This window comes from Mesorhizobium sp. LSJC269B00 (assembly GCF_000502815.1).
Lineage (GTDB): Bacteria > Pseudomonadota > Alphaproteobacteria > Rhizobiales > Rhizobiaceae > Mesorhizobium.
Genome location: NZ_AYVN01000001.1, coordinates 241,636 through 265,755 on the forward strand (window position 1 = coordinate 241,636; position 24,120 = coordinate 265,755).

20 protein-coding genes are annotated in these 24,120 nt (G+C 59.2%); 11 read left to right on the forward strand and 9 right to left on the reverse strand.

The window, feature by feature from the left end; translation table 11 throughout:
* The first annotated feature begins 2 nt into the window (after positions 1-2).
* Positions 3-1,139 (forward strand): aminotransferase class V-fold PLP-dependent enzyme, encoded by a 1,137-nt coding sequence (locus tag X771_RS163510; RefSeq protein WP_023683340.1) that lies wholly within the window; start codon positions 3-5, stop codon positions 1,137-1,139.
* A gap of 39 nt (positions 1,140-1,178) precedes the next feature.
* Here X771_RS163510 and X771_RS163505 read toward each other — a convergent pair whose 3' ends face one another.
* Both X771_RS163505 and X771_RS0133155 read right to left on the reverse strand, forming a co-directional pair.
* Positions 1,179-1,634 carry a RidA family protein gene (locus tag X771_RS163505; protein ID WP_245261772.1) on the reverse strand — a complete coding sequence of 152 codons (456 nt, stop codon included), beginning with the start codon at positions 1,632-1,634 and terminating at the stop codon, positions 1,179-1,181.
* Positions 1,635-1,674: 40 nt separating this feature from the next.
* Complete coding sequence (locus tag X771_RS0133155) at positions 1,675-2,643, reverse strand: LysR substrate-binding domain-containing protein (RefSeq protein WP_023683342.1); 969 nt, start codon at positions 2,641-2,643, stop codon at positions 1,675-1,677.
* Positions 2,644-3,328: 685 nt separating this feature from the next.
* Here X771_RS0133155 and X771_RS163500 point away from each other — a divergent pair.
* Genes X771_RS163500 through X771_RS0133160 form a run of 5 tightly spaced genes read left to right on the forward strand, consistent with a single transcriptional unit; the run spans position 3,329 to position 8,737 of the window.
* Positions 3,329-4,900 (forward strand): ABC transporter substrate-binding protein, encoded by a 1,572-nt coding sequence (locus tag X771_RS163500; RefSeq protein ID WP_023686273.1) that lies wholly within the window; start codon positions 3,329-3,331, stop codon positions 4,898-4,900.
* Positions 4,901-4,921: 21 nt separating this feature from the next.
* Entirely contained in the window at positions 4,922-5,857 is a 936-nt protein-coding gene (locus tag X771_RS163495; protein ID WP_023683344.1) for an ABC transporter permease, read from the forward strand.
* The gene (locus X771_RS163490) at positions 5,854-6,774 is read left to right on the forward strand and encodes an ABC transporter permease (RefSeq protein WP_023683345.1); all 921 of its coding nucleotides are present in this window, start codon (positions 5,854-5,856) and stop codon (positions 6,772-6,774) included. The genes X771_RS163495 and X771_RS163490 overlap by 4 nt, the downstream gene beginning before the upstream one ends.
* On the forward strand, positions 6,771-7,760 hold the full coding sequence (locus X771_RS163485) for an ABC transporter ATP-binding protein (RefSeq protein ID WP_023683346.1): 990 nt from the start codon (positions 6,771-6,773) through the stop codon (positions 7,758-7,760). The genes X771_RS163490 and X771_RS163485 overlap by 4 nt, the downstream gene beginning before the upstream one ends.
* Before the next feature lie 5 nt (positions 7,761-7,765).
* Positions 7,766-8,737, forward strand: a complete 972-nt coding sequence (locus tag X771_RS0133160; RefSeq protein WP_031202377.1) for an ABC transporter ATP-binding protein — start codon at positions 7,766-7,768, stop codon at positions 8,735-8,737.
* Positions 8,738-8,893: 156 nt separating this feature from the next.
* Here the strand turns inward: X771_RS0133160 and X771_RS163480 are convergent, their stop codons facing one another.
* Both X771_RS163480 and X771_RS163475 read right to left on the reverse strand, forming a co-directional pair.
* Complete coding sequence (locus tag X771_RS163480; protein ID WP_023683349.1) at positions 8,894-10,093, reverse strand: PLP-dependent transferase; 1,200 nt, start codon at positions 10,091-10,093, stop codon at positions 8,894-8,896.
* Positions 10,094-10,834: 741 nt separating this feature from the next.
* On the reverse strand, positions 10,835-11,710 hold the full coding sequence (locus tag X771_RS163475) for a LysR substrate-binding domain-containing protein (RefSeq protein ID WP_023686274.1): 876 nt from the start codon (positions 11,708-11,710) through the stop codon (positions 10,835-10,837).
* Between the two features lie 416 nt (positions 11,711-12,126).
* On the opposite strand from X771_RS163475, the gene X771_RS163470 reads away from it, so the two are divergent.
* A complete protein-coding gene (locus X771_RS163470) occupies positions 12,127-13,527 on the forward strand; it encodes a M20/M25/M40 family metallo-hydrolase (protein ID WP_023686275.1) in 1,401 nt (466 codons plus the stop codon).
* Positions 13,528-14,866: 1,339 nt separating this feature from the next.
* Here X771_RS163470 and X771_RS163465 read toward each other — a convergent pair.
* From X771_RS163465 to X771_RS163450, 5 genes are read right to left on the reverse strand one after another with little or no spacing between them, the layout of a single operon-like run.
* Positions 14,867-15,250 (reverse strand): acyl-CoA thioesterase, encoded by a 384-nt coding sequence (locus X771_RS163465; RefSeq protein WP_081731284.1) that lies wholly within the window; start codon positions 15,248-15,250, stop codon positions 14,867-14,869.
* A 41-nt stretch (positions 15,251-15,291) separates the two neighbouring features.
* The gene (locus tag X771_RS163460; protein WP_023683354.1) at positions 15,292-16,227 is read right to left on the reverse strand and encodes a 3-keto-5-aminohexanoate cleavage protein; all 936 of its coding nucleotides are present in this window, start codon (positions 16,225-16,227) and stop codon (positions 15,292-15,294) included.
* Positions 16,228-16,258: 31 nt separating this feature from the next.
* Entirely contained in the window at positions 16,259-17,365 is a 1,107-nt protein-coding gene (locus X771_RS163455; protein ID WP_023683355.1) for an ABC transporter ATP-binding protein, read from the reverse strand.
* Positions 17,365-18,102: a GntR family transcriptional regulator gene (locus tag X771_RS0133165; protein ID WP_023683356.1), complete on the reverse strand. Its 738-nt coding sequence runs from the start codon at positions 18,100-18,102 to the stop codon at positions 17,365-17,367. Before X771_RS0133165 ends, X771_RS163455 begins: the two co-directional genes overlap by 1 nt.
* Positions 18,102-19,436 (reverse strand): aminotransferase class III-fold pyridoxal phosphate-dependent enzyme, encoded by a 1,335-nt coding sequence (locus X771_RS163450; protein WP_023686277.1) that lies wholly within the window; start codon positions 19,434-19,436, stop codon positions 18,102-18,104. Before X771_RS163450 ends, X771_RS0133165 begins: the two co-directional genes overlap by 1 nt.
* A gap of 121 nt (positions 19,437-19,557) precedes the next feature.
* Here X771_RS163450 and X771_RS163445 point away from each other — a divergent pair, with 121 nt between their 5' ends.
* Genes X771_RS163445 through X771_RS163430 form a run of 4 tightly spaced genes read left to right on the forward strand, consistent with a single transcriptional unit; the run spans position 19,558 to position 23,825 of the window.
* Positions 19,558-20,613 carry an ABC transporter substrate-binding protein gene (locus tag X771_RS163445; RefSeq protein ID WP_023686278.1) on the forward strand — a complete coding sequence of 352 codons (1,056 nt, stop codon included), beginning with the start codon at positions 19,558-19,560 and terminating at the stop codon, positions 20,611-20,613.
* Between the two features lie 31 nt (positions 20,614-20,644).
* Positions 20,645-21,844, forward strand: a complete 1,200-nt coding sequence (locus tag X771_RS163440) for an ABC transporter permease (RefSeq protein WP_023686279.1) — start codon at positions 20,645-20,647, stop codon at positions 21,842-21,844.
* Positions 21,841-22,650 (forward strand): ABC transporter permease, encoded by an 810-nt coding sequence (locus tag X771_RS163435; RefSeq protein ID WP_023683360.1) that lies wholly within the window; start codon positions 21,841-21,843, stop codon positions 22,648-22,650. The genes X771_RS163440 and X771_RS163435 overlap by 4 nt, the downstream gene beginning before the upstream one ends.
* Positions 22,647-23,825: a M20 aminoacylase family protein gene (locus X771_RS163430; RefSeq protein WP_023686281.1), complete on the forward strand. Its 1,179-nt coding sequence runs from the start codon at positions 22,647-22,649 to the stop codon at positions 23,823-23,825. The genes X771_RS163435 and X771_RS163430 overlap by 4 nt, the downstream gene beginning before the upstream one ends.
* The last annotated feature ends 295 nt before the right edge of the window (positions 23,826-24,120 follow it).

The window sequence follows — 24,120 nt, forward strand, 5'->3', positions numbered from 1 at the left end:
GTATGCTGGACTGCCAACGTGATCTTTTCGATCTCCCAAGGTCGATCTCCTATCTCGACGCCGCATACATGTCTCCAATCCCGAAAATATCGCTGCAGGCTGGCATAGCCGGGACGGCGGTGAAAGCGTCGCCCTGGAAGATGTCCATCGGGTCGTACTACGACGAGGTCGAGGATGCACGGACACTGGCCGCTTCGATGATCAACGCGGATGCGGACGATATCGCAATCGTTGCTGCCACAAGCTACGGTACAGCAGTTGCCGCGGCCAACGTGCCTGTGGAGCCCGGCTCGACGATCATCCTCATGGAGAACGAACATCCGTCGCATCGGTATGTCTGGTACGAACTTGCGGAGAAGAAAGGTGCGTCGATCACAATCGCGAAACGGCCCGCCGACAATGACTGGACGTCTGCGATCATCTCGACGATCGGGTCGTCCAGCGTGCCGGTCGCTGTCGTCGCAGGTACGATGGTGCACTGGTTCGAGGGAATGTCGGTTGACCTGGAGGCAATCGCATCCGCCGCACGGGAGGTTGGCGCCTGTGTCGTCGTCGATGGAACCCAGTGGGTGGGAGCGCTGCCTTTCGATGTCAAGACGGTGCGTCCGGATTTTCTCGTTTTCGCGACCTACAAATTCCTTCTCGGGCCATATCGGCTCGCGTTTCTTTACGCGGACCGCCGATGGCATTCGACAGGCAAGCCTCTCGAACACCATTCGTGGAACCGTGTAGGCGGCGATAAATCGGACTTCTATGCGGTAGATGTGGCTGAGTTTCTACCAGGCGCCCGGCGATTTGACATGGGCGAACGCTCCGATTTCGCGGTACTGCCAGTTGCGACCGCTTCTCTTCGCCTCTTGAGTGAGTGGAGCGTCCCAACCGTGTTTTCCCGGCTTGATTACCTCAACCAATTGATCTGGGACGAAGCTGCGAAGCTCGATCTAACGGTGTCTGACAACCGCTTTCGAGCCCCGCATATTGCAATCGTCGATCTTGGCGACAGGCCGATAGAGGGACTTTCCGAACACCTCAAGAGCCAGGGAATTTTTGCGACCGTGCGTGGAAAGAAACTACGGATCTCTCCTCACGTCTATAACGACGAAGAGGATGTGAAGCGCCTCTTCGCAGCTATTGCATGAATTGCGGGGCCGCAAGACCCCTCCCCTTCGCTGACACGGTCAGACGGCGGCAGTGAATTGGATTTCCACATGGATGTCCGGGAGCGCGAAGGTCGCGCCCACGGTAGCGCGTGCGGGAGGAACCGTGCCTTCGAGCCATGTGATCCATGCCCTGTTCATCTCATCAAACTCGTTGATGTCGCGCATCCAAATTTGCGCTGACAGAATTTTCGATTTGTCCGACTGAGCCTTGCCAAGAAGCGCGTCAGCCTTCCGCAGCACCTGTAGAGTCTGCCCGAAAGCATCGGCACTTCTGTCATCGGCTGTCAGGCCCGAGAGATATGCCACCCCCTGATGGATAACCACACGGCTCAATTTTTCGTTTGTTTCTAGCCTTTGGATGTCTGACATCAATTTGGTTTCCATTGCTGTTGCATCGGCGGCCAGAGCTTGCTGAACTAGCTTTTTGCTGCCGCCAGATGCGGCGACAGTCGCTTCGGGATCAAAATCGGTCAATTGAGTTGGGGCCGCACGCATCGGGCGAAAAGTTATGAACTCAGCGCACGAGGTTCAGGATGCCTTCCTCTACCCCGTTCATATAGCTGCGCGTGCCCTGGATGAGATGTTCGGTGAACGCATCGGCTGCCGTGGATGCGATCACGCCCCATGGTCGATAGACACTGAGATTGAGATCGAGATGAGGCCGGAAATCCCTGATCTCGATCGGTAGGTCGCGCGCCGTCCAGGCGGACAAGCGATCAACGACGGTTACGCCCATGCCGCACGCCACAAGACTGATGCAGGTACTTGAAAGGCTCGACTCCACTTTGAGTGAACGGTTCACCCCACGCTCCACGCACAAGGCGTCGAGTTGCCGCCGCATTGGATCTGATGATCCCATCGAAATGAAGTTGATGCCGTCGAGATCGTCCGCCTGAATGACCTGCAATTGTGAGAGCTTGTGGCCGGCAGGCATCACGCAAACCGGCGGAGTTGCCGTCAAGGCGCGGCGAACGATTGATGGGTTTTCTTCCGATGAGGTAACGCCGATTCCGATGTCCAACTGGTTACGGCTCGCCCGCTGGATAACGGTTATCGAGCTCCGGATCTCCAGCGAGATCGAGACTGATGGATGAAGTTGGGAAAAGCTGGTGATCAGCGACGGAAGTAACGTGAGTCCAAAAGCTGGTAATGCACATACGTTCAGCCGGCCGCTGCGTAGTTCACGGATATCTCTAGCCGCACGCGAAATACCTCGTGCCGACTCAAAAACCCGTTGCACTTCAGCGTGCAGCATATGCGCCTCCGGCGTCGGAATGAGACGTTGCCGGGTCTTCCTGAAAAGCTGGAAGCCGGCCTTCTCCGCAAGGTGCTGCAGCATCTTGCTAACGGCCGGTTGCGTGATGTCCAGAGCGTCCGCTGCCTTCGTCGTTGTTCCGTGCAGCATAACCGAGGCGAACACCTCGATTTCGCGGGGAGTGAATTCCTCGTGTTTCCCTGGATCAGTGGCACTTCGATTGCCCATCCAGAACCACCCTTGTTATCAAAAACCAGATACTTGACGCTATGGCCAGGCGAGTGTCTCTACTAATAACTTTGGGGAATAATCTCATGCAAGCAGTTCATAGATAATGAGATCATTGCCAGCCGTTCGTATCTTTGGCCCTTTTTGCAGGCGAACATGAGGGTGCGTTGTGGCCGCGCTGCCTCAAGGATGCGCCCGCAAGCCTTGCGATCCTGATCGGCGATCACACAAAATCGGAGAAAACCTCACGGGCGCTTGGGGCGAATGCCTCGCCATTTCGCCTGCCCGTTACCTCGGAGAACGGGCGGAGGGAGGCCAATCATCCCTGCGGTATGGGAGATTCTGCCAGGGTCAACGCAATCTCATTGCCCCGACTTTATGAACGTCGATGATCCCATCCTATAACCCTCGAGAATAGCTCGTGCTGATAAAAATATTAGACGGCATGATCTGCGCCATGTCACCTTCCTTAAAATTACATGTGACAGCTGGAGTGGATACCGGCCGTGCCGAATTGGAAAGAGGTTCTGCCCTTGGTTCGGACGGCGTTTGCGGAAACGATCGCGGCAACACCACTTCGGCGACTCACCAAAATAATCCGGCAAGAGGAAAGATCGGAACCGCGCGGAGGCAGCCCGTCCGGCTCGCGAGGTAAAATGGGGAAAAGGGCGATGGAGAAAGCTCAATGACACTTACGCGTCGCAACATTCTAACGTCTTTCGCCACTGCACCACTCCTGTTGGGGTTGGACGGCCTGATCAGGTCTGCCATGGCCGACAACCACACGGGAACCTTGCGTGTCGCGGTGGCCAAAGCGTCCACCAATCTGGACGCGCGTGACTATGTCGCCCAGTTCCAACTGCAAGATCTCATTTACGAGCCATTGATCAGATATGGGGAAAGGGGTGCTCCGGTACCCTGCCTCGCAGAATCCTGGAGCCTTTCCGACAACGACACTCGATTGACGCTGAATTTGCGGAAGAATGTAAGCTTTACCGACGGGCATCCCTTCGACGCGGATTCGGCTATCTGGAACCTGAAACTCTGGATGGGTGTTGCGGACAATTCCTGGATCAACGCCTCCAAGTTTTTCTCGGGTGTCCAGAAGATCGACGAGCACACGATCGAGATCAAGTTTACGCAGCCCGTACCGGGGCTCATGTATGAACTCAGCTATGTTCGGCCCGTACGTTTCCTGTCTCCCATTTCCGTCAACGAGGACGGAACCCTCAAGGCACCGGTTGGAACTGGGCCGTGGATTGTTCAAGCAAATTCGACCTCCGGCAGTTCTTTCATCCGCAATGATAAATATTGGGGAGATAAGCCATCTTTTTCCGGGATCGAGATTACCGTTATGCCGGATTCTCGTTCCCGTGTTGATGCCATGCGTTCTGATGAACTGGACATTGTCGGCGGCGGAGCCGCTGCGCTGACATCGCAGGAGGCGGACACCTTGCGGCGGGCGGGAATCAACGTCATCACCGCGCAGGGCTCGATGACGATGGTGCTTTCCTTCAATACTCAAAGGAACCCCGCCCTTGCGGAGAAGGCCGTACGACAGGCGATTGATGTTGGCTACGACCGGACTGCCGTATCGGCTGTGCTCTTCAATGGCGACGCCGCTCCGGCTGGTGATCTTCTCGGGCCCACCGTGCCCTTGTCTGGCACGAGGCATGACGCACCCGTTCGCGACGTCGAGCAAGCGAAGCAACTGCTCGAGAACGCCGGTTGGACGGGCGCGCCGTACCGCTCGAAGAGTGGCAAGAACTTGTCCCTGGAGCTTCTAGTTTCAGACGATTTTATCGCCGGCTCCAAGGTGTTTGGCGAAATTCTTCAGCAGCAGCTTGGTGAAATAGGCATAAACGTCACGGTGCATTCCGTCGACCATGCCTCCCGCCATTCCGAGATTCCTAAGCGCGAATATGACATCGCAATCTTTCAGACCTATGGCGCTCCCTATGATCCATTCGGCTCGGTGACACTTCTGTTCCTATCCACGATAGAAAGCGGGTCCGACGGCAAGGTCGCGCTCGATCCAAGTCTGGATCCACTCATCGCAGCTGCCACTGAAGCGGTGGGAGTTGAAGCTCAGTTGGCCGCATTGCAGGTCTTCTACGACAAGCTTCGTGAAGATGTCCTATATTCACCAGTCCTCTACCCGCCGACATATTGGGCAGCTTCGAGTCGGGTCGAAGGCTTCAACGTCCCTCCCACCGATACAGAATTCCCCTATCGAGGTATGGTGTTGAAGTCTTAGTTTCGGGGAGGTGGCTTGTTCATGTTTATTTATCTGAGGCGCCGATTGCGAAACTCAGCACTGCTGCTGCTGATGGCGTCAGTATTGTGTTTCGGGCTCGTCGTGGCTGCCCCGGGAAATGTCGCGCAGCTCATCGCCGAGCTGCGCTTTCCGGGCGCATCCAAGGCTATGGTAGACCAGGTCGCGCAGGAGCTCGGGCTGAACGATCCTGTTCCTGTTCGCTATTGGCACTGGTTGCAAGGCGTCGCTCAAGGTGACTTCGGCATTGCCTATATAACAGGCGAAGATGTCGGCAACGCCATCAGAGACAGGGTTCCGACCACGATGAAACTCATTCTCGGGGGGAGCATCGTGACGATAGTCTTGTCGGCAGCGATGGGACTGATCGGTGCGGCTTGGCCAGGACGTTTCCCCGACCACATAGTGCGGCTCATGGCTCTGCTAGGCGCGTCGACACCAGTGTTTTTCGGAGGCGCAGTTCTGATCCTGATTTTCGCCGTCAATTTGCGATGGTTGCCTTCGTTTGGCGACAGCTCCATTTTGAGTTGGGTACTCCCATCAATCGCGATGGCGGCGCCTTCCGCTGCTGTGCTTTCTCGTGTGCTCCGGATCGGCATTTCCGAAGCGATGACACGGCCTTATGCCCTGACGGCGCGCGCGAAGGGGTTCTCGGTCCTGCATATCATGCTCCGCGATGCCTTACCCAATGCAGTTCCCGCATATGTCAGCGCGCTGGGCAACATGATCGGCTCGATGACTATCGGAGCGATCATCGTCGAACCGCTTTTCGCCCTTCACGGCATAGGCGAGCTCTTTGTATCAGGCGTTCGCACCAGAGATTTCATGGTCATGCAGGCCTGTCTCCTGGCGTTTGTACTGTATGTCTCGCTGGTGAACCTGATAGCCGACTTGCTGATGATTGCGGCGGACCCTAAGCTGCGGAGGCAGGTGGCATGAAGCGCTTTTGGCATTCCGTTGGAGAGGCGTTCAGCAACTTTCCAAAGTCCGCGCTGATTGGGGTAGGTCTGTTTCTCTTTCTAGGAGCATTCGGTCCGTGGCTGGTCCCCCACGACCCCAACCTACAGGATCTTACTGCTCGCTTCGCCGGTCCCTCAGCCGATCATTGGCTCGGGACGGACCATATCGGCCGCGATGTCTTCTCGCGCTTGATTGTATCGGCTCGAACAACAGTCGTCGCAATGACCATTGTCGTGACTTTCAAGCTCCTTATCGGAGTCACGCTGGGTACTTTCGCCGGCTTCGTCAAAGGGCGGACCGAAGAGATCCTGATGCGCTTCGTGGAACTCTTCATGGCGCTTCCGTCGCTCATCATAGCTCTCGCAATCATCGGCATGCTCGGAACGGGCTACTGGAACATGGTGCTGGCGCTGATCCTGGCGTTCTGGGCAGGTTCCACTCGCGTCGCCCGCGGCGTGGCGATCGGGATATTGAACCGGCCGCATATCGAAGCACTCCGGGTTCTTGGGGCCAGCCCGCTGCGAATCTATTTCCGTCATCTGCTTCCATCAACGCTAGGAATGGTGCTGGTCTATGTTTCAGCGGATGCAGGAGGGATTGCACTATCAATTGCGACTCTTTCGTTTCTCGGACTGGGCATACAACCGCCCACTCCGGAGTGGGGGCAGATGCTCGTTGATGCGTTGCCGTACCTCGATCTCAATCCGTGGATGGTATTGCTTCCCGGCTTTGCGATCACAGGAGTCGTCGTCAGCTTCAACTTGCTTGGCGAAGCGATTGCACTGAACCGTGTGCCGCGCGACTTGCGACGTTCGGTTTTGCGGCGCGGCCGGCTTGTCGCTGCCTCATGGGAACGAGCACCAATCGAAGATCCGAAAAAGCGGATTGCGACATGAGCACAGATAAAGTTCTGGAGGTAAGAGACCTCAGTGTCGATCTCTTCACCAAGAATGGTGCACTTAGGCCTGTTGACCGGGTCAGCTACAGCGTGCGCAGGGGAGAGACGCTAGCCATTGTCGGCGAGAGCGGCTCCGGCAAGACTGTGATGAACTTCGCGCCACTCGACCTTATGCCAGTTGGGCTGGCGGTCCAGATCAGCGGTTCATTCAACATCGCCGGTACTAATATTGCAGCCTTGCCGCCTTCCAGCCTGCGCCATGTTCGTGGGAAATCGGTTGGAGTGATTTTCCAAGATCCGATGAGCGCCCTGAATCCGGTCAGGCGGGTGGGCCGACAGATCGCGGAGGTGGCGCAAAAGCAGCTAGGCTTGACCACCCGGCAAGCTGAGAAGCGCGCTGAGGAATTGCTCTCCCTGGTAGGAATGTCGGACCCAGTCCAGCGCATGAGACAATATCCTCATGAACTGTCGGGGGGTCTACGACAGCGCGTCATGATTGCGATTGCGGTTGCGAGCGAGCCGCCTCTGCTAATCGCGGACGAGCCGACAACGGCGCTGGACGTGACGATCCAGGCGCAAATACTCAAGCTCCTGCAAAGCCTTCAGAAAAGATTGAACATGGGTATCGTGCTGATCACGCACGATATGGGCGTCGTTGCCGCCATCGCGCATCAGGTCGCCGTGATGTATGCGGGACGTATTGTGGAGTACGGCCCCGTAGCGGACGTACTAGTGTCACCCTCCCATCCTTATACCTGTGGTTTGGTCGACGCGATTCCAAGAGAGGAAGATCCTTCCGGGTCACCCTTCAGGGGAATTGCCGGGCTTCCGCCGAGCATGGGAGCGCCTCTGGAGGCATGCGCATTCGCCGAGCGGTGCGCATTTACCCAGCCGGTTTGTCTCAACGGCCGGCCCCAACTGCACTCCATTCCGCAATCATCTGTTTCGATGGCGTGCACTGTAAAATACGAGCAACTGAGGTAGGGACAGTGAAAAGCATCCTCGAGGTAAAGGACCTGACCACCCGCTATAAAAGCGGGGAACGGGACAAATGGATCACCGCTGTCGATAACGTTTCAGTTCACCTAAATGCCGGCGAGATCGTTGGACTTGTCGGCGAATCCGGGTGCGGCAAATCCTCTCTCGGACGAACCATAGTTGGTCTCGAGAATCATCAGCATGGCAGCGTAGTGCTGGACGGCACCGATCTTTCAACCCTCCGGGGGCGCGCGCTACGAGATCGGCGACGTACAATCCAGTACATCTTTCAAGATCCCTATGCCAGCCTCTCCGAACGTCAGACCGTCGGTGAGACCCTGGCCGAGGCACTTGTCATTGCCGGCAAGGTTTCGGCCAAGCAAATCGACACCAAGGTCGGCAAGTTGCTCGATCAGGTTGGGTTACCCTCCCAAATGAATAGCCGGTTTCCTCGCGAACTGTCGGGTGGACAAAGGCAGCGGGTCGCAATCGCCAGGGCCTTGGCGGTCGAACCGAAGGTGTTGATATGCGATGAGCCTGTGTCCGCTCTTGACCTGTCAATCCGGGCTCAAGTCATGAATCTTTTCTTGGAGCTGCAGCGTGATCTGGGGGTGGCGATGCTTTTCATTGCTCACGACCTAGCGCTGGTTCGACAGGCCGTGACGCGGCTCTATGTGATGTATCTCGGGAAAATCGTCGAGGAGGGTACGAGCGAGGAGGTCTATCGGACACCTCAGCACCCTTACACCCGGGCTCTGTTACCTTCGGTTCTGCAATCGGATCCTCGTGTTGCCGCTGAACGGGGACTTGTCACGCTGGCGGGCGAAATCCCCAGCCCGATCAATCCTCCCTCCGGTTGCCGGTTCCACTCGCGATGTCCGATTGCGCAGAGCATTTGTTCGCAGACCCCTCCTGAGATGAAGAGTGGTGGCCGCGGACGTCAGTTCGCGTGTCATTTCGGCACCGATTTGAAGGCGGCGTGACCGACAGGAACTGTGCGCTTCCAGAATGGATCGCAAATGGGGAGCGGCCTGCTGGCTCCGGTCTCGCCTCGATCGCGTTGTCATGCCTGCGGAGAAAGTCCGGGCGCACCAGCTTTCTCCCCTCTCTCCATGAGTCACGTCGACGACCGGAAACAACTAGCCGTGGACGGCGCTGCGCGGTTCATTTCTCTCGCCGTCGATCAACACCGCGAAGAAGCGCTGCAAATCTTCCTCAAGATCGTCAGGGTGTTCAAGCCCGACATTCAAGCGAAAGAGATAGTCCGGACCCGTCCAAGGCCGAACCGTTCGCAGTGCCTTCACGGTTGATGGCGCGATCAGGCTCTTGGTTCCTCCCCAAGAAGCGCCAATGGAAATTATCTGTAAGGCGTCCAATGCAGCGAATGCTTGGCCCGCATACTGTTCCTTCAGTATGAACGTGAAGACACCGCAGGAGCCGCTGAAATCTCGCTTCCAGATTTCGTGGCCAGGGCTGCCAGGCAGCGCAGGGTGGATCACCGTTTCCACGCATGGATGTTCGGCTAGCCAAGCCGCGATGCGAAGGCCGGATGTGTCGGATCTTGCGAGGCGTATTGCCAAGGTCTCCAGTCCGCGAGCCAGAAGCACACAGTCGTCAGGCGACGTGCCGATGCCCAGTCTTCCAAGAGAGGCTTTGATTTTCAGGCCCAAGGCGTCGTCCCTTGTGGTGATCGAGCCCAAGACCAGGTCGGAGTGACCGGAGAAATGTTTGCTGAGAGCTTCCGCAACAATATCCACGCCATGGCGGATCGGCCTGAAATTGAGGGGAGAAGCCCATGTGTTATCGCACCCGACGAGTGCGCCTTTGGCGTGAGCTATCAGGACAATCGCCGGAATGTCTTGCATCTCCAGCGTTATTGACCCTGGAGACTCTGTCCAGACGAGGCGCGTGCGCGCATCAATCAGGGAATCCAGTGCGCGCAAGTCGACGGGATCGTAGAAGACGGCCTCAATGCCAAGCGACGCCAACTCATGGGTGGCAAAATCGCGCACGGGGCCATACACGGTGTCGGGTATGAGTACTTTCTCGTGTGCGGCAACAAGGGCCAGCATGGAACAAGCGACAGCAGCTTGACCGGAAGGCACCAGCAGTGTGCGGGCGCCCTCTTCCAGTTCGGTGATCTTCTTCTCCAAGTACCGATGAGTGGGCGTTCCATAGAGCCCGTAAACATATCCATCAGCACTGCGCTCGAACCGGGCGGCGAAGGACGCGGCATCCGGATACCGGATTGTCGAGGCGCGATGTATCGGAACGGTCAGGCTGTCATAGCCTTCCAGGCTCACCGCGAACCTCGCCACCGATCTTGTGTCATCATGCATTCGATCCCGTCTCCGTTAATGACGCCATTGTTGACATGCGGGGATGTATCCCGTCCAATAGCAACAAATGGCGCTGCTATTCTCTTAGGTTATGGGCCTACGGAGTTCTCTGGAGCGCGGGTCGGCTTCAAGTCCGCCATTCGGCGCTTTGCCGTCGCAACAAGAGCATGCGATGCATGCGAGTGCTGCACTTAGCAGAAGGCATCATTTCGAGACCTGTTCGCAACAGCTTGAGAGACGCAATTCGAGGTCATCCAGAAGACCTTGCGTGCGGCCCGAGCCAATTGTGAGCTACGATGGGGCACCGTTGGTGTGCCTTCCATTGTCGAGCGCCGAGCCCGTGTAGGAGGTCGTGATCGCGCATCCCGGTGAGGCGACGCTTTCTCAGCCGCCGGCCACCCAATAACCTGACGGAATAGGAGGCCTAAATCTTACCATTGGACGAACCTGTGCGTCCTTCCCATGATGCAGTCGATGGACGAGTGGTGGGAATACTTTCAAGCTTGAGCAGCCGATACTCGCAACGGCACGCCGCTTCTCTTCATCAACTAGTTGGATGCATCTCAGCCGGGAAGCGTGTTGGTGAAAGGTGGGTTGCAGGGTTTCGTGGAGCGGGATGTGAGCCGTGGAAGTGTGATGGAGGGAACTCTTCACGTAAAGGACTGGTCATCGGAGCAGGCAAGAGCCGATGCAGATCCACTCATCCGGAAGCAACCTGACGCACGAGTGTGTTCGACCATTTCAGATCGCGGCTCGCAAATCCTCGAGGAACTCCGCAATAATACGAGAGGGGAGACGATTGGGCGGCCTGATCAAGAGGGTTCGAAAGTAAAGTGCGGGCTCGAACGGCCGCAAGGTCAGCCCGCGGCCCTCATACGGCTGTGCGGTCAAAGGATCGACAAGGCCGACGCCGACACCAGCAGCCACCATCGCACAGATCGTTGTCGAATAGGGCGTTTCCATCACAGTTCGCACCGCGACGCCGGCTTCCTTGAGAACGTGCTCGGCGTCGCGTCGGGTCGTGTCTTCCGGGGCGAGAGCGATAAATGGACAGCCGGCAAGATCGATTGGGCGGATGATGTCCAAGGACTCGAGTGGATGTCCCTTGGGCACCGCCACGGCTACTGGAAACTGCGCAAACTCGCTCACCTCAACACCCGTGCGATCGATCTCGTCAGCGACAATCCCGAGGTCGAACTGGCCGGAAGCGACGAGGTCGCGCACATTAGAGGACATGCGCGTCTGGAAGGTGACGGCGATGTTCGGATTTCGATCCATAAAGGCGCGAAGGGCGCGCGGAAGAACATTGGTCGAGAGCGCCGAAAGACAAGCGATCCTGAGTTCGCCGGAGCCGTAGTCTCGAATGCGGGCGGCCGCCCCCCTGAGATGGCTGAGGCCAACAAAAGCCTGTTCGACCTCGCGGAAGAAAAGCTGTCCCTCGGGAGTAGGGTGGAGTCTACCCTTGATCCGCTGGAAGAGATCGAAACCAAGCGAGCGTTCCAGCTCTTGGATCATCTTGCTGACCGCTGGCTGGGACACATGCAAAACGTCAGCCGCGCGGGCCGTGGTACCGTTGGTCATCACTACCCGGAAGACCTCAACCTGCCGAAAATTCATCGATGCCGCCACTTCAATTCAATAACTCACGCGAATAGATGTGCGGAAAATTCGCGTCCTTTTCGATCGAAATCCGTACAGCGTTCACAGTGGTTTGGAAAGGCGCTCTCATCCAATTCGTTGTTACACCCCAAGGGCCAACCGAGGACTTTGCATCTCTTGGTGTTGGAGTGCATCCAGCGCCTGTCCATCGACGGCTTCCGAAGCGCGACGTCATGGCCAGGGGCCCGACGCAACATTGCGCCTGAGTATCGGCCTGGAGGACGAAGGCGAGCTCTGGGGCGATATCGAGCGCCTCCTGACAACAAGCATGGGATCAACGGGAACGAAAAGCGCGAGCGAAGGATCTCTCAAGGTCGTCCGCTGCGTCTGACGGCGTCCGCGATAAAAATTTTTGCGCACTTAAGGTGATCAACATGCCGGATGTGGAAAATGTGCTCCGTGACATTGACGACAATTTTGAGGTTTCAGTCCGCAAACTTCTGGAGTTAATCTCTATCCCGTCGGTTTCGAACGAGATTTCGGGCGAACCAGAAATTCGTCGCGCGGCTCACTGGCTCAAGTCGGAGTTGTCAGCGATCGGGCTTTCCGCGGAGATCATCCAGACCAACGGTCACCCGGTTGTCCTCGCCAGTTCTCCCGCAGGCTCCATGATCGAGCGCCCACGTTTGCTGTTTTACGGACACTACGATGTGCAACCGGTCGGCGACTTGAAACAATGGACGCATTCGCCGTTTGAGCCGCGCGTGATCGAGGAAGAAGATGGCGCTCATCGCTTTTACGGCCGAGGTGCATCGGACAGCAAAAGCCAGCTCTGGACGTTCATCGAGGCTCTCCGTGCATGGAAAAGTATCGAGTGCAGTTTTCCAGCCGACATCATCGTGATGCTGGAAGGGGAAGAGGAGTCGGGTTCGGCAAGTTTGCCTGCCTTCATCGAAGCGCATCGGCATGATCTTCAATGCGACGTCGCGTTCATCTGCGATGCAGAGATGTGGTCGCCCACCCAGCCAGCCATCACGACACGACTCAAGGGGCTGGTCCACGAGCGAGTGACCATCTTGGCGCCCAATCCCGATCTTCATTCAGGCCACTACGGTGCCGTGGCCGCGAACCCCATCCGCATACTGAGCAACATTCTGACAGACATTCATGACAAAGCTGGGCGAGTGCGCATTGAGGGGTTTTACGACGGAGTTCGCGAGATTCCGGATAATCTGCGTCGGCGATGGCGGGGGCTCGAACAAGACGCAGGCCGGTTTGAAGAGGTCAACCTGAGCGGCGGCATAACGGAAGAAGGATATACCACGCTGGAAGCAATGTGGGCACGCCCCACCGTCGACATGAACGGCATCACGGGAGGCAATCAAGGACCGGGCGGACGGTCAGTCTTGCCTGGAAGTGCAACAGCACGTCTCAGCTTCCGGCTCGTCGATGCACAGGAACCGGGGAAGATCCGTGCCGGGTTCAGGGCCTACGTTGAATCGAAGCTTCCGAAGGGTTGCACTGTGGAATTTGAGGGTGATGACGGCAGTCCGGCGGTAGTCCTTTCGCACGACAGCCCTTTCGTAGCTGCCGCTGCGCACGGACTGGAACGCGAGTGGGAAACACCTGCCATTCTGAGAGGGACAGGTGGTGCGATACCCTTAGTCCACCAACTAAGCGAGGTTCTTGGCGTTGAGTGCGTCGTCATCGGCTTCATCTTGCCCGGTGACTTCATCCATGCGCCAGACGAACACTACGATACGCGACGTCTACGAAAGGGCGTTCGCAGCTGGGTTAGGATCTTTGAAGAAATCCAACTGCGGATCGCAGGATAGACGCCGTGAGAGGTTCATAAGTAAAAAACCGCAGCTTTCGAAAGGCGGCGCTGACCCGATCGTTGCCGTCGGTCGGCAGCGGGAGGCATCCACACCAATCGCTGCCGGCCGGTCGGCACAATTAGCAACCTTCGGCAGTCGTTTTCATCTGCCCAGGGGCGGCGGACTTGGCGCTTGTGTCATCCTGCTGACCAGGAGCCGCCTGCTTCGCACTGCCACTCTGCTGGCCAGGCGCACAGTCCTTCGCAGAGTTCGAGTTTGTCGACTTCGTTGTGGTCGAATCCGTGTTGCTATCTGTCGTCGGCATCGTTGTGGTTGTAGTGGAGGAACCACTCGACGTCGTCCCTGTTGTCCCTGTCGTCCCGGCTAAAGCAAGCCCGGTGGAAAGAGCCATCATGGTAGTAGCAAAAAGAAGCCGTTTCATCGTTCATCTCCAAATGACAAAGCAATGTCCCTTCCGTTCGATAACAAGGGTGCCAAGGATCGGTTCCGTGCGCTAATGGATTCTAGCGCAAAGTGGTGGGCTTTTCGGTCGGGTTTGCCCCTGCCCCCTGGCCTCGCGATGTGCTGTTTCGGCAGGGCTTGGGGTCAGGCTTCGGAATAACCATCGGCAGCCGCTTGCGCACCGGTGCGATGCGGATAATGCTGGGTATGGCTGGGCTGGAGCGGAACTCTTTCCAGCCTGGCCCGGCTGCTTTCCCCCTCAGGCGGCAGCGTCTCTGCGGCGGGAGGGCATGCCCATTTGACCGTTTCCGCCCCCTACAGACGCACGGCGGCCTGCGGTGTTTCGGCCAGACAAGGGCTGCGTGTTGACCTGGATCGTGCCCGGCGTATCAATATTGTTTCGAGGCCGACTGCTTGGCGACGCGATATGATTGGGTTGTGGGAACCCTGCGATTTCTCGAAAGTACCGGCATAGGGTATCCTGGGGACGATAGGGAGCGGCCAAATCGTCGGCAGAAGAACGTCCGAAAGGGCTATCGGCAGCTCCGTCGTGGGAACGAAAAAAGTAGAGAAGCAGAACTTTCGTGTGCGATTTTTGCACACGCCTTCCGACAACCATCTGATAGACGTATCTGCCCCGTCCATCATTGCGACGAGTCTTGTTTTTCAACGTCGTGACACTCGATACCGAATTGCCGTCACGCTGGCTGACGATAGCAAAAGAGCGCCCTTGCGAATGTCCCGCTACCAATTCAACCCCGCTATCGTACGCAACGGCCCGATTGTGTCGGCCGCCCAATGCGGTGTCTGTGCAATTGCGGCTATATTTTGCCCTTCCTATGGCGAGTAGAAGCCTTCCGCGACCTACCGCATCTCGCTCAAGACATTCTCGCCGTCACCCATGCGCATCGGCTTCACCCCTCGGGAGATTTGCGCTCGCTTGTCGGGCCTTGCCTTCGATCTCGATCTTGCTCCGCGCTTGAAGATCGAAGCGCACCGTTACGGTGCGCATGCGTGCATGCAGCACATCGTCCAGCGTGCCGCGCATTTCATGCAGATAGGTCAGCGACGACTTCCCAAGCTTTTCTATAACGGTGCGAACGGTGACCAGAGTTCCCACCTCGGTTTCGTGCACGTAGTCGATCTCCATCCTCACATCCGCCCAGCCGAGCGTCGGCGTCAAACGGGGATCGGCGATCCTGCCGAGCAGCTGGAAACTGGCGTCGTCGAACATAGCGACGTAGTGACGGACGTTGAGATGGCCCATCGCGTCACACATCCAAGGATGGACGACGCCGACATAAGTTTCAATCGGGGGCGTCAAAACCCGACCTCGTTTCCGCCCTTGAGATCCAGCAACTGGCGGGCTTCGTCGGGGGTTGCGATTTCAAGCGACAGTTCGCCAAGGATGCGCTTGATCTTGGCGACCTGCTCGGCATTGCTCTTGGCAAGCGCGCCCTTGCCGATATAGAGACTGTCTTCCAGCCCGACACGCACATTGCCACCCATGATCGCACCCATCGTGCAGAGGTTCATCTGGTGCTTGCCGGCGGCAAGGATCGACCAGAGATAGTCGTCTCCGAACAGCCTGTCCGCCGTCCTGCGCATGTGCATCATGTCTTCGGCGTCGGCGCCGATTCCGCCCAGAAGCCCGAAGATCGTCTGGACGAAAAGCGGCGGCTTCAGCAGCTTGCGGTCGAGAAAGTGCGCCAGCGTGTAGAGGTGACTGACGTCATAGCACTCGAACTCGAACTTGGTGCCGTAGGCCTGGCCAACCTCGAGGATGATGCGCTCGATCTGCTCGAACGTGTTGGAGACGATGCCCTTCTTCGTGTCTTCCAGGTAGCCCTTCTCCCAGTCGTACTTCCAGTCGGTGTATTTCGGCGCGATGTGGTGCAGGGCGAAATTCATCGATCCCATGTTGAGCGAGCAGAGTTCGGGCTTGGCGGCATGGGCGGCTTCGAGACGTTCGTCGAGCGTCATCTTGAGGCCGCCGCCGGTGGAGATGTTCATCACTGCGTTGGTTTGCTGCTTGATGCGGGGCAGGAAGTCCATGAAAAGCCTGGGATCGGGGGTGGGTTTGCCCGTCTCGGGGTCGCGGGCATGTAGATGGATTACCGAGGCGCCAGCTTCGGCTGCGCCGACAGCGGCATCGACGATCTCGCTCGGCGTTATCGGCAAATAGGGACTCATGGTCGGCGTGTGGATCGATCCGGTGACCGCACAGGTGATGACGACTTTCGGCGATTTCTTCATAGCTGGAGCCTCCCTTGTCTGCCTTTTGTTGTTATCGATCGAGCGCGAGGCAATCCTCGCGGCCACAACCCAGCCGGATCGCCGTACCCGGATCGAGCTTCGGTTGAGACGATGAAGTGGCTAGCTTGACGATGAGTTTCTGGCCGCTCGCGGTCGCGGCGATGAGCCGGACATGATCGCCGACATAGATTGACTGAACGACCGTCGACGGGATCTCGTTGAGTGCCGTGACGCCGTCCTGCAGAACGGACAGGCGCTCGGGCCTTATCGACAGCGTTATCTTGGTGCCCGCGGCAAGCGCAGCGCCGCAGGACATGGCGTTCAACACAACGTCGCCGTCGTCGAGACGGACGGATACGCCGCCATCCTCGCTCCCGGCCAGCACGGCGCCGAACATGCGGTTGTTCTCACCGATGAAGCTTGCGACAAAGCTCGCCGCGGGACGCTCGTACAGTTCGCGCGGCGTCGACAGTTGCTCGATGCGGCCGGCGCTGAACACCGCGATCCGGTCCGACATGGTTAGCGCTTCGGTCTGGTCGTGCGTGACGTAGACGAAGGTCACGCCCAGCCGGGCGTGAATATCCTTGATCTCGAACTGCATCTGCTCGCGCAGCTGCTTGTCGAGGGCGCCAAGCGGTTCGTCCATCAAGACAAGATTTGGTTCGAAAATTAGGGCGCGGGCAACCGCCACACGTTGTTGCTGCCCGCCCGAAAGCTGCGCTGGCCGCCGATTGCCGAATTCGGGCAACTGGACCATGTCGAGAACGTTCCCGACACGTCGCCTGACCTCCTCGCGGCCAAGTTTGCGGACCTCGAGCGGGAAAGCCAGATTTTCGGCGACCGTCATGTGCGGGAAAAGCGCGTAGTTCTGGAACACCATGCCGATGCCGCGACAATTGGCGGGAACGTTGTCGATGCGCTGACCGTCAATGAGAATTTCGCCCTCGGTCGTATCTTCGAATCCTGCCAGCATCATCAACGCCGTCGTCTTGCCGGACCCGGAAGGGCCTAGCAGCGTCAGGAATTCGCCGCGCATGATTTCCAGGTCGAGCTGGCGCACCGCCTGGACCGCATGCCCGTAGCGCTTGCTGACGCCGCGAAACTCGACGTGAACCGGCCCACGCGGAGATCCGCCCATCACCGCGCCTGCGCCTTCGGATCACGGCGCACCGAAGTCGGGCGCTTTCGAGCAGGCTGCACCTCAGCCGCCGCCGCGGCGCGAAGAATGATGTCGGCGGCCTCGCGCAGATCGGCCACCAGGGCCTTGCGCGCAGCCGCGCCATCGGCGCGACGCAGCGCCGCGAGCATTTCGTCGTGATGGTCCAGGCCCAGGCCGTAGGTCACGTCCGAGCGGACGATGTTCAAGAACGGTCCTGCCTGCAGCCACAATTTCTCGATGATCTGCTGGATGAGAGGTGACCGCGCGGCATGGTACATCGTGAAATGGAACCGCCTGTTCAGGCCGAGATAGTTAGCCATGACGTTGCTCTCGACGCACTCGCGCATCAGGCTGTTCAGCTTCGCCAATTCATCGAGTTCTTCGGGCGTGATGGTCGTCGCAGCCCATTCGGCCGCCGTCCCTTCGACGCTGCAGCGCACACGCACGAGATCCGAAATACGCGCCACCGTGGCCTCGGGGACGATGACGCCCCGGTTTGGGTGGTCGAACATCGCCTCGTCGCTGACGAGTTGCCGCAAGGCCTCGCGCACCGGCATGGCGCTGGTCCGGTACTGTTCGGCAAGCTGTCGCACGACCAGTCTTTGGCCGGGCAGGAAGTCACCGTTCATCAGTGCTTCCTTCAAGCCCGTATGGACACGAACATGAGCTGTCTTTTGCGCGGCCGAGCCGGCGGTGGCATCCTTGCGATCAAGCATCAGTTTGTCCGGCGGGGCAGTATTTTGAGGTTGCTCGACAGGAAATCGTCGAATGCGGCGGCGAAGCCGTCGAGTTCGGCGTCGCCAAATGGCAGTGACAACGCCAGCATGCCGCGCGGCGTCACGTAGTACCCTCGCAACAGCATCTCGATATGCCAAAGCGCAATCACCGATGGATCGGCATCGTCGAGCCGCGCCGGCGTGTCCACCGGCCCCCTGACGAAATGCAGGTTCATCAACGACCCGCGCCCTATGACGATGCCCTCGACGGCATGTCGTTCAAGTGAGACGTTCATCGCTTCACGCAAGCGATCGCCGCGCGCATTGATGGCGCGGCTCGCCTCTCGCGTCAGCACCTGCGTCAGACCGGTGAAACCAGCAGCCATGCTGAGAATATTGTTGTTGAACGTCCCGCCATGCGAGAACGCATCAGGCAAAGCCGGATCGAAGCGGTCGACGAGGTCGGCGCGTCCACCGAATGCGCCAAAACTCGCACCGCCGCCGATGTACTTTCCGAGCGTCACGAAATCGGGAAAAATTTCATGCGCGCCATGGAGCGCTCGATAGTCGAGGCGCGAGGTCATGACCTCGTCGAAGATCAGCAGCGCGCCGGTCTCCTTCGTCGCTGTGCGCAGCGCTTGCAGGAACTCGCAGGTCGCCGGGATGCAGCCGCCACCGCCCATCATCGGTTCGACGATGACGGCGGCAAGGTCGTCGCCCTGTTCCTTGATGAGCGCCACGGCGCCTGCACTATCGTTGTAGTCGGCGAAGACAAAGGGGAAAGGCAAATTGAGCGGTGAGCCGCCATGCGCAAAAGTCAGTACGCCGCCGTGATAGCCTTCCCGGAAGGCGAGTATCTTCGAACGCTTCGTGATGGCGCGAGCGGCGGAAATCGCCATGATGTTCGCCTCGGTGCCCGAGTTGCAGAAGCGCACGCGCTCGATGGCTGGAAAACGCTCGACCACCGCCGCTGCCAGGCGCGCCTCGTAGCGGTTGGGTGCACCCAGCATGATGCCGCCCTGTATGACGTCCACAAGGGCCGCCGAAATCGCCTTGTCGGAGTGGCCGTAGAAGCCGGCGCTGTATTCCGAGACCAAGTCGACATAGGTATGGCCGTCGAGATCGGTGACCCTGCAGCCCTCGCCGGAGACGAACGAAACAGGGAATGGCGGGTACCAAAGTACAGCCCTCGTATTGCCGCCCGGCAAGAATGCCGCGGCCTCGTTCTGACGCGCCAGGCTGTTCGGGTTGGCGTCAGCGAAACACTGTCGCGCCTCGTCCAGAACAGCAGCGAGACTGACATTGGCGCGCACGTCTCTAGTGCCTTGCAGCATTCGATCAAATCCCCTTATCTTTTTAACTTTTTTGCACCCTATCGCAAATTCCTGTTGCTAATCAATCCATTTTGCGTTTGAAATTTGATCAAATCTACAACGATAAGAAAGGGGAACTGCAATGAAGACTTATCTGCAAGCCGTATCTGCCGCCGCGATCTGCCTCGCGACCTCGACTTTTGCCGCGTCCGCGGCCGATCCCGTCACGGTGGTCGGCTGGGGTGGTACATGGGACAAGGCCTACAAGGATGGAGTCTGGGACAAGTACACCGAAAAGACGGGCGTCCCGATCGTCATGGAAGAGTGGGGCGGCGAGGTCGCCAAGGTGCGTGCCCAGGTGCAAGCGGGCAACATTACTTACGACGTCGTCTCGGTGGAAGCGCCCGCCATGGAAGTCGGCTGCGCCGAAGGCCTGTTCGTCCCGCTGACACCCGAGATCACAGGCGACGCAGCGAACTATCTCCCAGGAACCCTGCACGAATGCGGTGTCGCGTCCGACACATGGGCAACGGTTCTTGCCTACAACACGGATGTCTATAAGGGCGACGCCGCGCCAAAGAGCTGGGCGGACTTCTGGAACGTCGAGAAATTTCCAGGAAAGCGCGGCCTCTACCAGCAAGCGCAGTTCACGCTGGAAAATGCGCTCATGGCCGACGGCGTGAAACGCGAGGACATGTACAAGGTGCTGGCCACGCCGGAAGGTGTCGACCGGGCTTTCGCCATGCTCGACAAGATCAAGCCGAACGTCGTCTGGTGGTCCACCACGACGCAGGGCATCCAGAACCTCGACAGCGGCGAAGTGACGCTCAGCGACGCGTTCAATGCACGCATCACCAACGAAGCCATCAACGAGAAGAAGCCCTACGCCATCGCGTGGGACGCCGGCTTCTTCTACGGCACCGACTACTGGGCCGTGGTGAAGGGCGCACCACACCAGCAGGGCGGGCTGGATCTCCTCAAGTGGTTTTCCATCCCTGAAAACCAGGCCGGCTTCTCCAAGCTCTATGCCTATGGCACCGGCCGCAAGGAAGCCGCCGACCTCATTCCCGCGGACTGGAAGGCCAACCTGCCGACGTCGCCGGAGCACCTCCAGTACGGCGCCGCCTATGACAACGACTTCTGGACCGAGCACAAGGAAGCGTTGGAAGAACGCTTCAAGGCCTGGCTCGCGAAGTAACTTGGGCATGTTGGTCGGGACAAAACCGGCTATGAAGCGGCGCCAACGGGGCGGCATGCTCGCCCTGTTGACGGCTCCGCTTATATTATTCGTCGTCATTCTGTTTCTGTGGCCGGTGGCGCGCTTCCTCGCTCTGGCCGTCGACAACTCGGATTTCTCGAACAACCTGCCGCGCACCATTGCCGCTCTGGCCGGCTGGAAAGCAGAGAGCGGCCTGCCTGGCGAACCCGTCTTTGCAGCACTCGTCGAGGACCTGGCCGACGCGCGGCGCGCCGGGAAGGAAGGCGTCCTGGCGCAACTCGTGAACCAGCGCGTTGTCGGTAGCCGTTTCCTCGTCATCAAGACGGCAAAGGATGCGGCCGACGGCAAGCTCGGCATGCGCCCCGTGCGCGACGAGGTGCTCGCCAAACAGGCCGGCTGGAAAAACATCGATCTCTGGCAGGTCATAGCGCGTCAGCAAAGCGCGCGAACGGACTATTATCTGCTTGCGAGCCTCGACCTGAAGCGCGGCGCGGACAATTCGATCGAAGCCGTTTCGGCCGACCGCGCCATCTTCGTCGACGCGCTGCTGCGTACGATCTGGATCAGCATCGTGGTGACGGTCATCTGCGCGGTGCTCGCCGTGCCGCTGGCGCAGGCGATCGTCAGCGCGCCGCCTGCCTGGTCGAAGCTGATGTTCGCGCTGATCCTGTTTCCGCTCTGGACATCGCTGCTGGTGCGCACCGTCATCTGGATCATCGTGCTGCAGAAGAACGGTCCCGTGAATTCCACACTGCTCGGATTGGGTATCGTCAGCGAACCCCTCGACCTCATCTACACCCGCTTTTCGCTGTACCTGGCGATGGTTCAGGTTCTGCTGCCCATGATGGTCCTCTCCGTCGTCGCCGTCATGCGGCGGGTTCCGACCACCTACATGCGCGCGGCGCTGTCGTTGGGTGCCCCGTGGCTCACGGCGTGGCGCCGCGTGCAGTTGCCGTTGATCCTGCCCGGGATCCTGTCCGGCGGGGCGATCGTTTTTGTCTTCGCGCTCGGCTATTACATCACCCCGACGCTTGTCGGCGGGCCGACGGACCAGATGATCTCCAGCTACATAGCCTTCTACACCAACAGCACGCTGAACTGGGGCATGGGCGCAGCGCTTTCCCTGCAACTGCTCATGATCCTCGTGTTGTTTGCGTTCCTGTTCTGGACGGCATCCGTCCTCTTCCGCAGCAAGGCGCATGTCGCATGAGCGCCGACCGCTTCCGGAAATGGCTGATGTATGCCTATGCGGCGACGTTGCTGGCTTTCATCATCCTGCCCCTGCTGATCGTGGTCCCCATGTCACTGACCTCGAGCAATTCGCTGGCATTTCCAACGCCGGGCTGGTCGTTGCGCTGGTATGCCGAGCTGTGGGTCGACGAGCGCTGGCCGAACGCGCTGTGGAACTCGGTCGTCATCGGGCTATCCACCACGGTTCTGGCTTTGCTGCTCGGCATACCTGCGGCGATCGGGCTCGCCTGGGGTGATTTTGCCGGGAAACGTATCCTCTACGCGATCATCGCCGCGCCTTTGGTGACGCCGGTCGTCATCGTCGGCGTCGCGGCCTTTTCATTCTTCGCCACGCTGGGACTCGTTGGCAGCAAGCTATCGATCATTCTGGTGCACACGGCGATGGCCGTGCCTGTGATGCTGACCACCGTCGTCGCCAGCCTTTCGACCTTCGACCGGACGCTGGTTCGTGCGGCGGCATCGCTGGGCGCCGGCGCCATGCGCACCTTCTTCAAGGTGGTGCTGCCGCTGATAGCGCCGGGCGTCGTTACAGGGGCCATCATCGCCTTCATCATTTCTTTCGACGAAGTCGTCGTCGCAAGCTTCCTCTCGACGGGCGCGGAGCGAACCTTGCCCCGCATGATATTCTCCGGGTTGCGCGAGTCCATCAGCCCTGCCATCGCGGCCGTCGCCGTGCTGCTGATCGCTTTCTCGGCGATCCTGCTTGGGGTCATCGCCATCCTGCAGAGCCGCTCGCAAGCTCTCCGCGCAAAGGCATCGGCATGAAACTGGTTCCGTCGGTGCAGCAACTCGAGACCGAGATGACGGCATGGCGGCGGCATCTCCATGCCAATCCCGAACTCGGTTTCGAAGAGTTCGAGACGGCCCATTTCGTGGCGGACAAACTGCGCGCGTGGGGCATCGAGACGACCGAAGGCGTCGGACGCACAGGTGTAGTCGGGACGCTCAGGGGCAGGCTCGGCGCTGGTCGGAGCCTTGGCATCCGCGCCGACATGGATGCCCTGCCGATGACAGAGGCACGGCCGCTGGCGCATGCGTCCCGCACCCCCGGGCGGATGCATGGCTGCGGCCATGACGGCCATACCACTATGCTGCTCGGCGCAGCCTCGGCGCTTGTTCGCTCGCCCGACTTCGCCGGCACGGTGCATTTCATCTTCCAGCCGGCCGAGGAGGGTCGAGGTGGGGCGCTTGCCATGCTGAACGAGGGCCTTTTCGAGCGTTTCCCCTGCGATGAAGTCTACGCGCTGCACAATTGCGAACGGCCGCTCGGCGAGATCGCCGTCCACCGCGGAACGGTGGCCGCGGCGGCCGATCGCTTCGAGATCGTCGTCCACGGAAGGGGCGGCCATGCGGCGATGCCGCATCTGGCGATCAATCCACTCCCCATCGCCGCGCGCATCCTGCTGGCAATCGAAGCCCTGCCCGGCCGCGTCACCGATGTGCATTCTTCCGCAATCGTCACCGTTGGCAGCCTGCGCGCCGGCGAAGCCTTCAACACCATCCCCGATACGGCGTTTCTGACCGGCACCGTGCGCACCTTTGACCATCAGGTTCAAAAGACGCTGGAGACGGCAATCCGCCGCATCGCGAAAAACGAAGCTGAAGCTTTTGGCGCCGACGTCGACATCCGCTACGAAACGCCCTTCGCACCGACGATAAACACTGCGGCGCAAGCCGACGCGATGATCGCAATTGTGAACGAGGTGATGGGACCGGCAAGTCTCGTCATCGATCCGCCTCCCGAGATGGGTTCTGAAGATTTCTGCTACATGCTGGAACAGCGGCCCGGCTGCTATTTCCTGCTCGGCCAGGCCGACGATGCGCACCAGGCTGCGGCTCACGACACCAACTACGATTTCAACGACGCAATCCTGCCGATTGGCGCGAGCCTTTGGGTCAGGCTCGTGGAGCGCCGCCTATCAGCCAGAGGCGCATCGTGATGCAACTGACGGAAAAGGACATCGTCTGGCGAAGCCATTGGCTGCGGCAGGCCCTGCCCGAGGACCCAGACCTTGCGCCTCCGCTCGAAGAGGCGACCCAGGCTGACATCTGCATCGTCGGCGGCGGCTATCTGGGCCTGTGGACCGCCATACGCCTCAAGGAGCACAATCCCGCCTTCGATGTTGTCATCGTCGAGCGCGACATTTGCGGCGGTGGCCCGAGCGGCCGCAACTCCGGCATGGTGCTCTCGGCATGGACGAAATACAGCGCGCTCGCCGCGCTGCGCGACGGAAA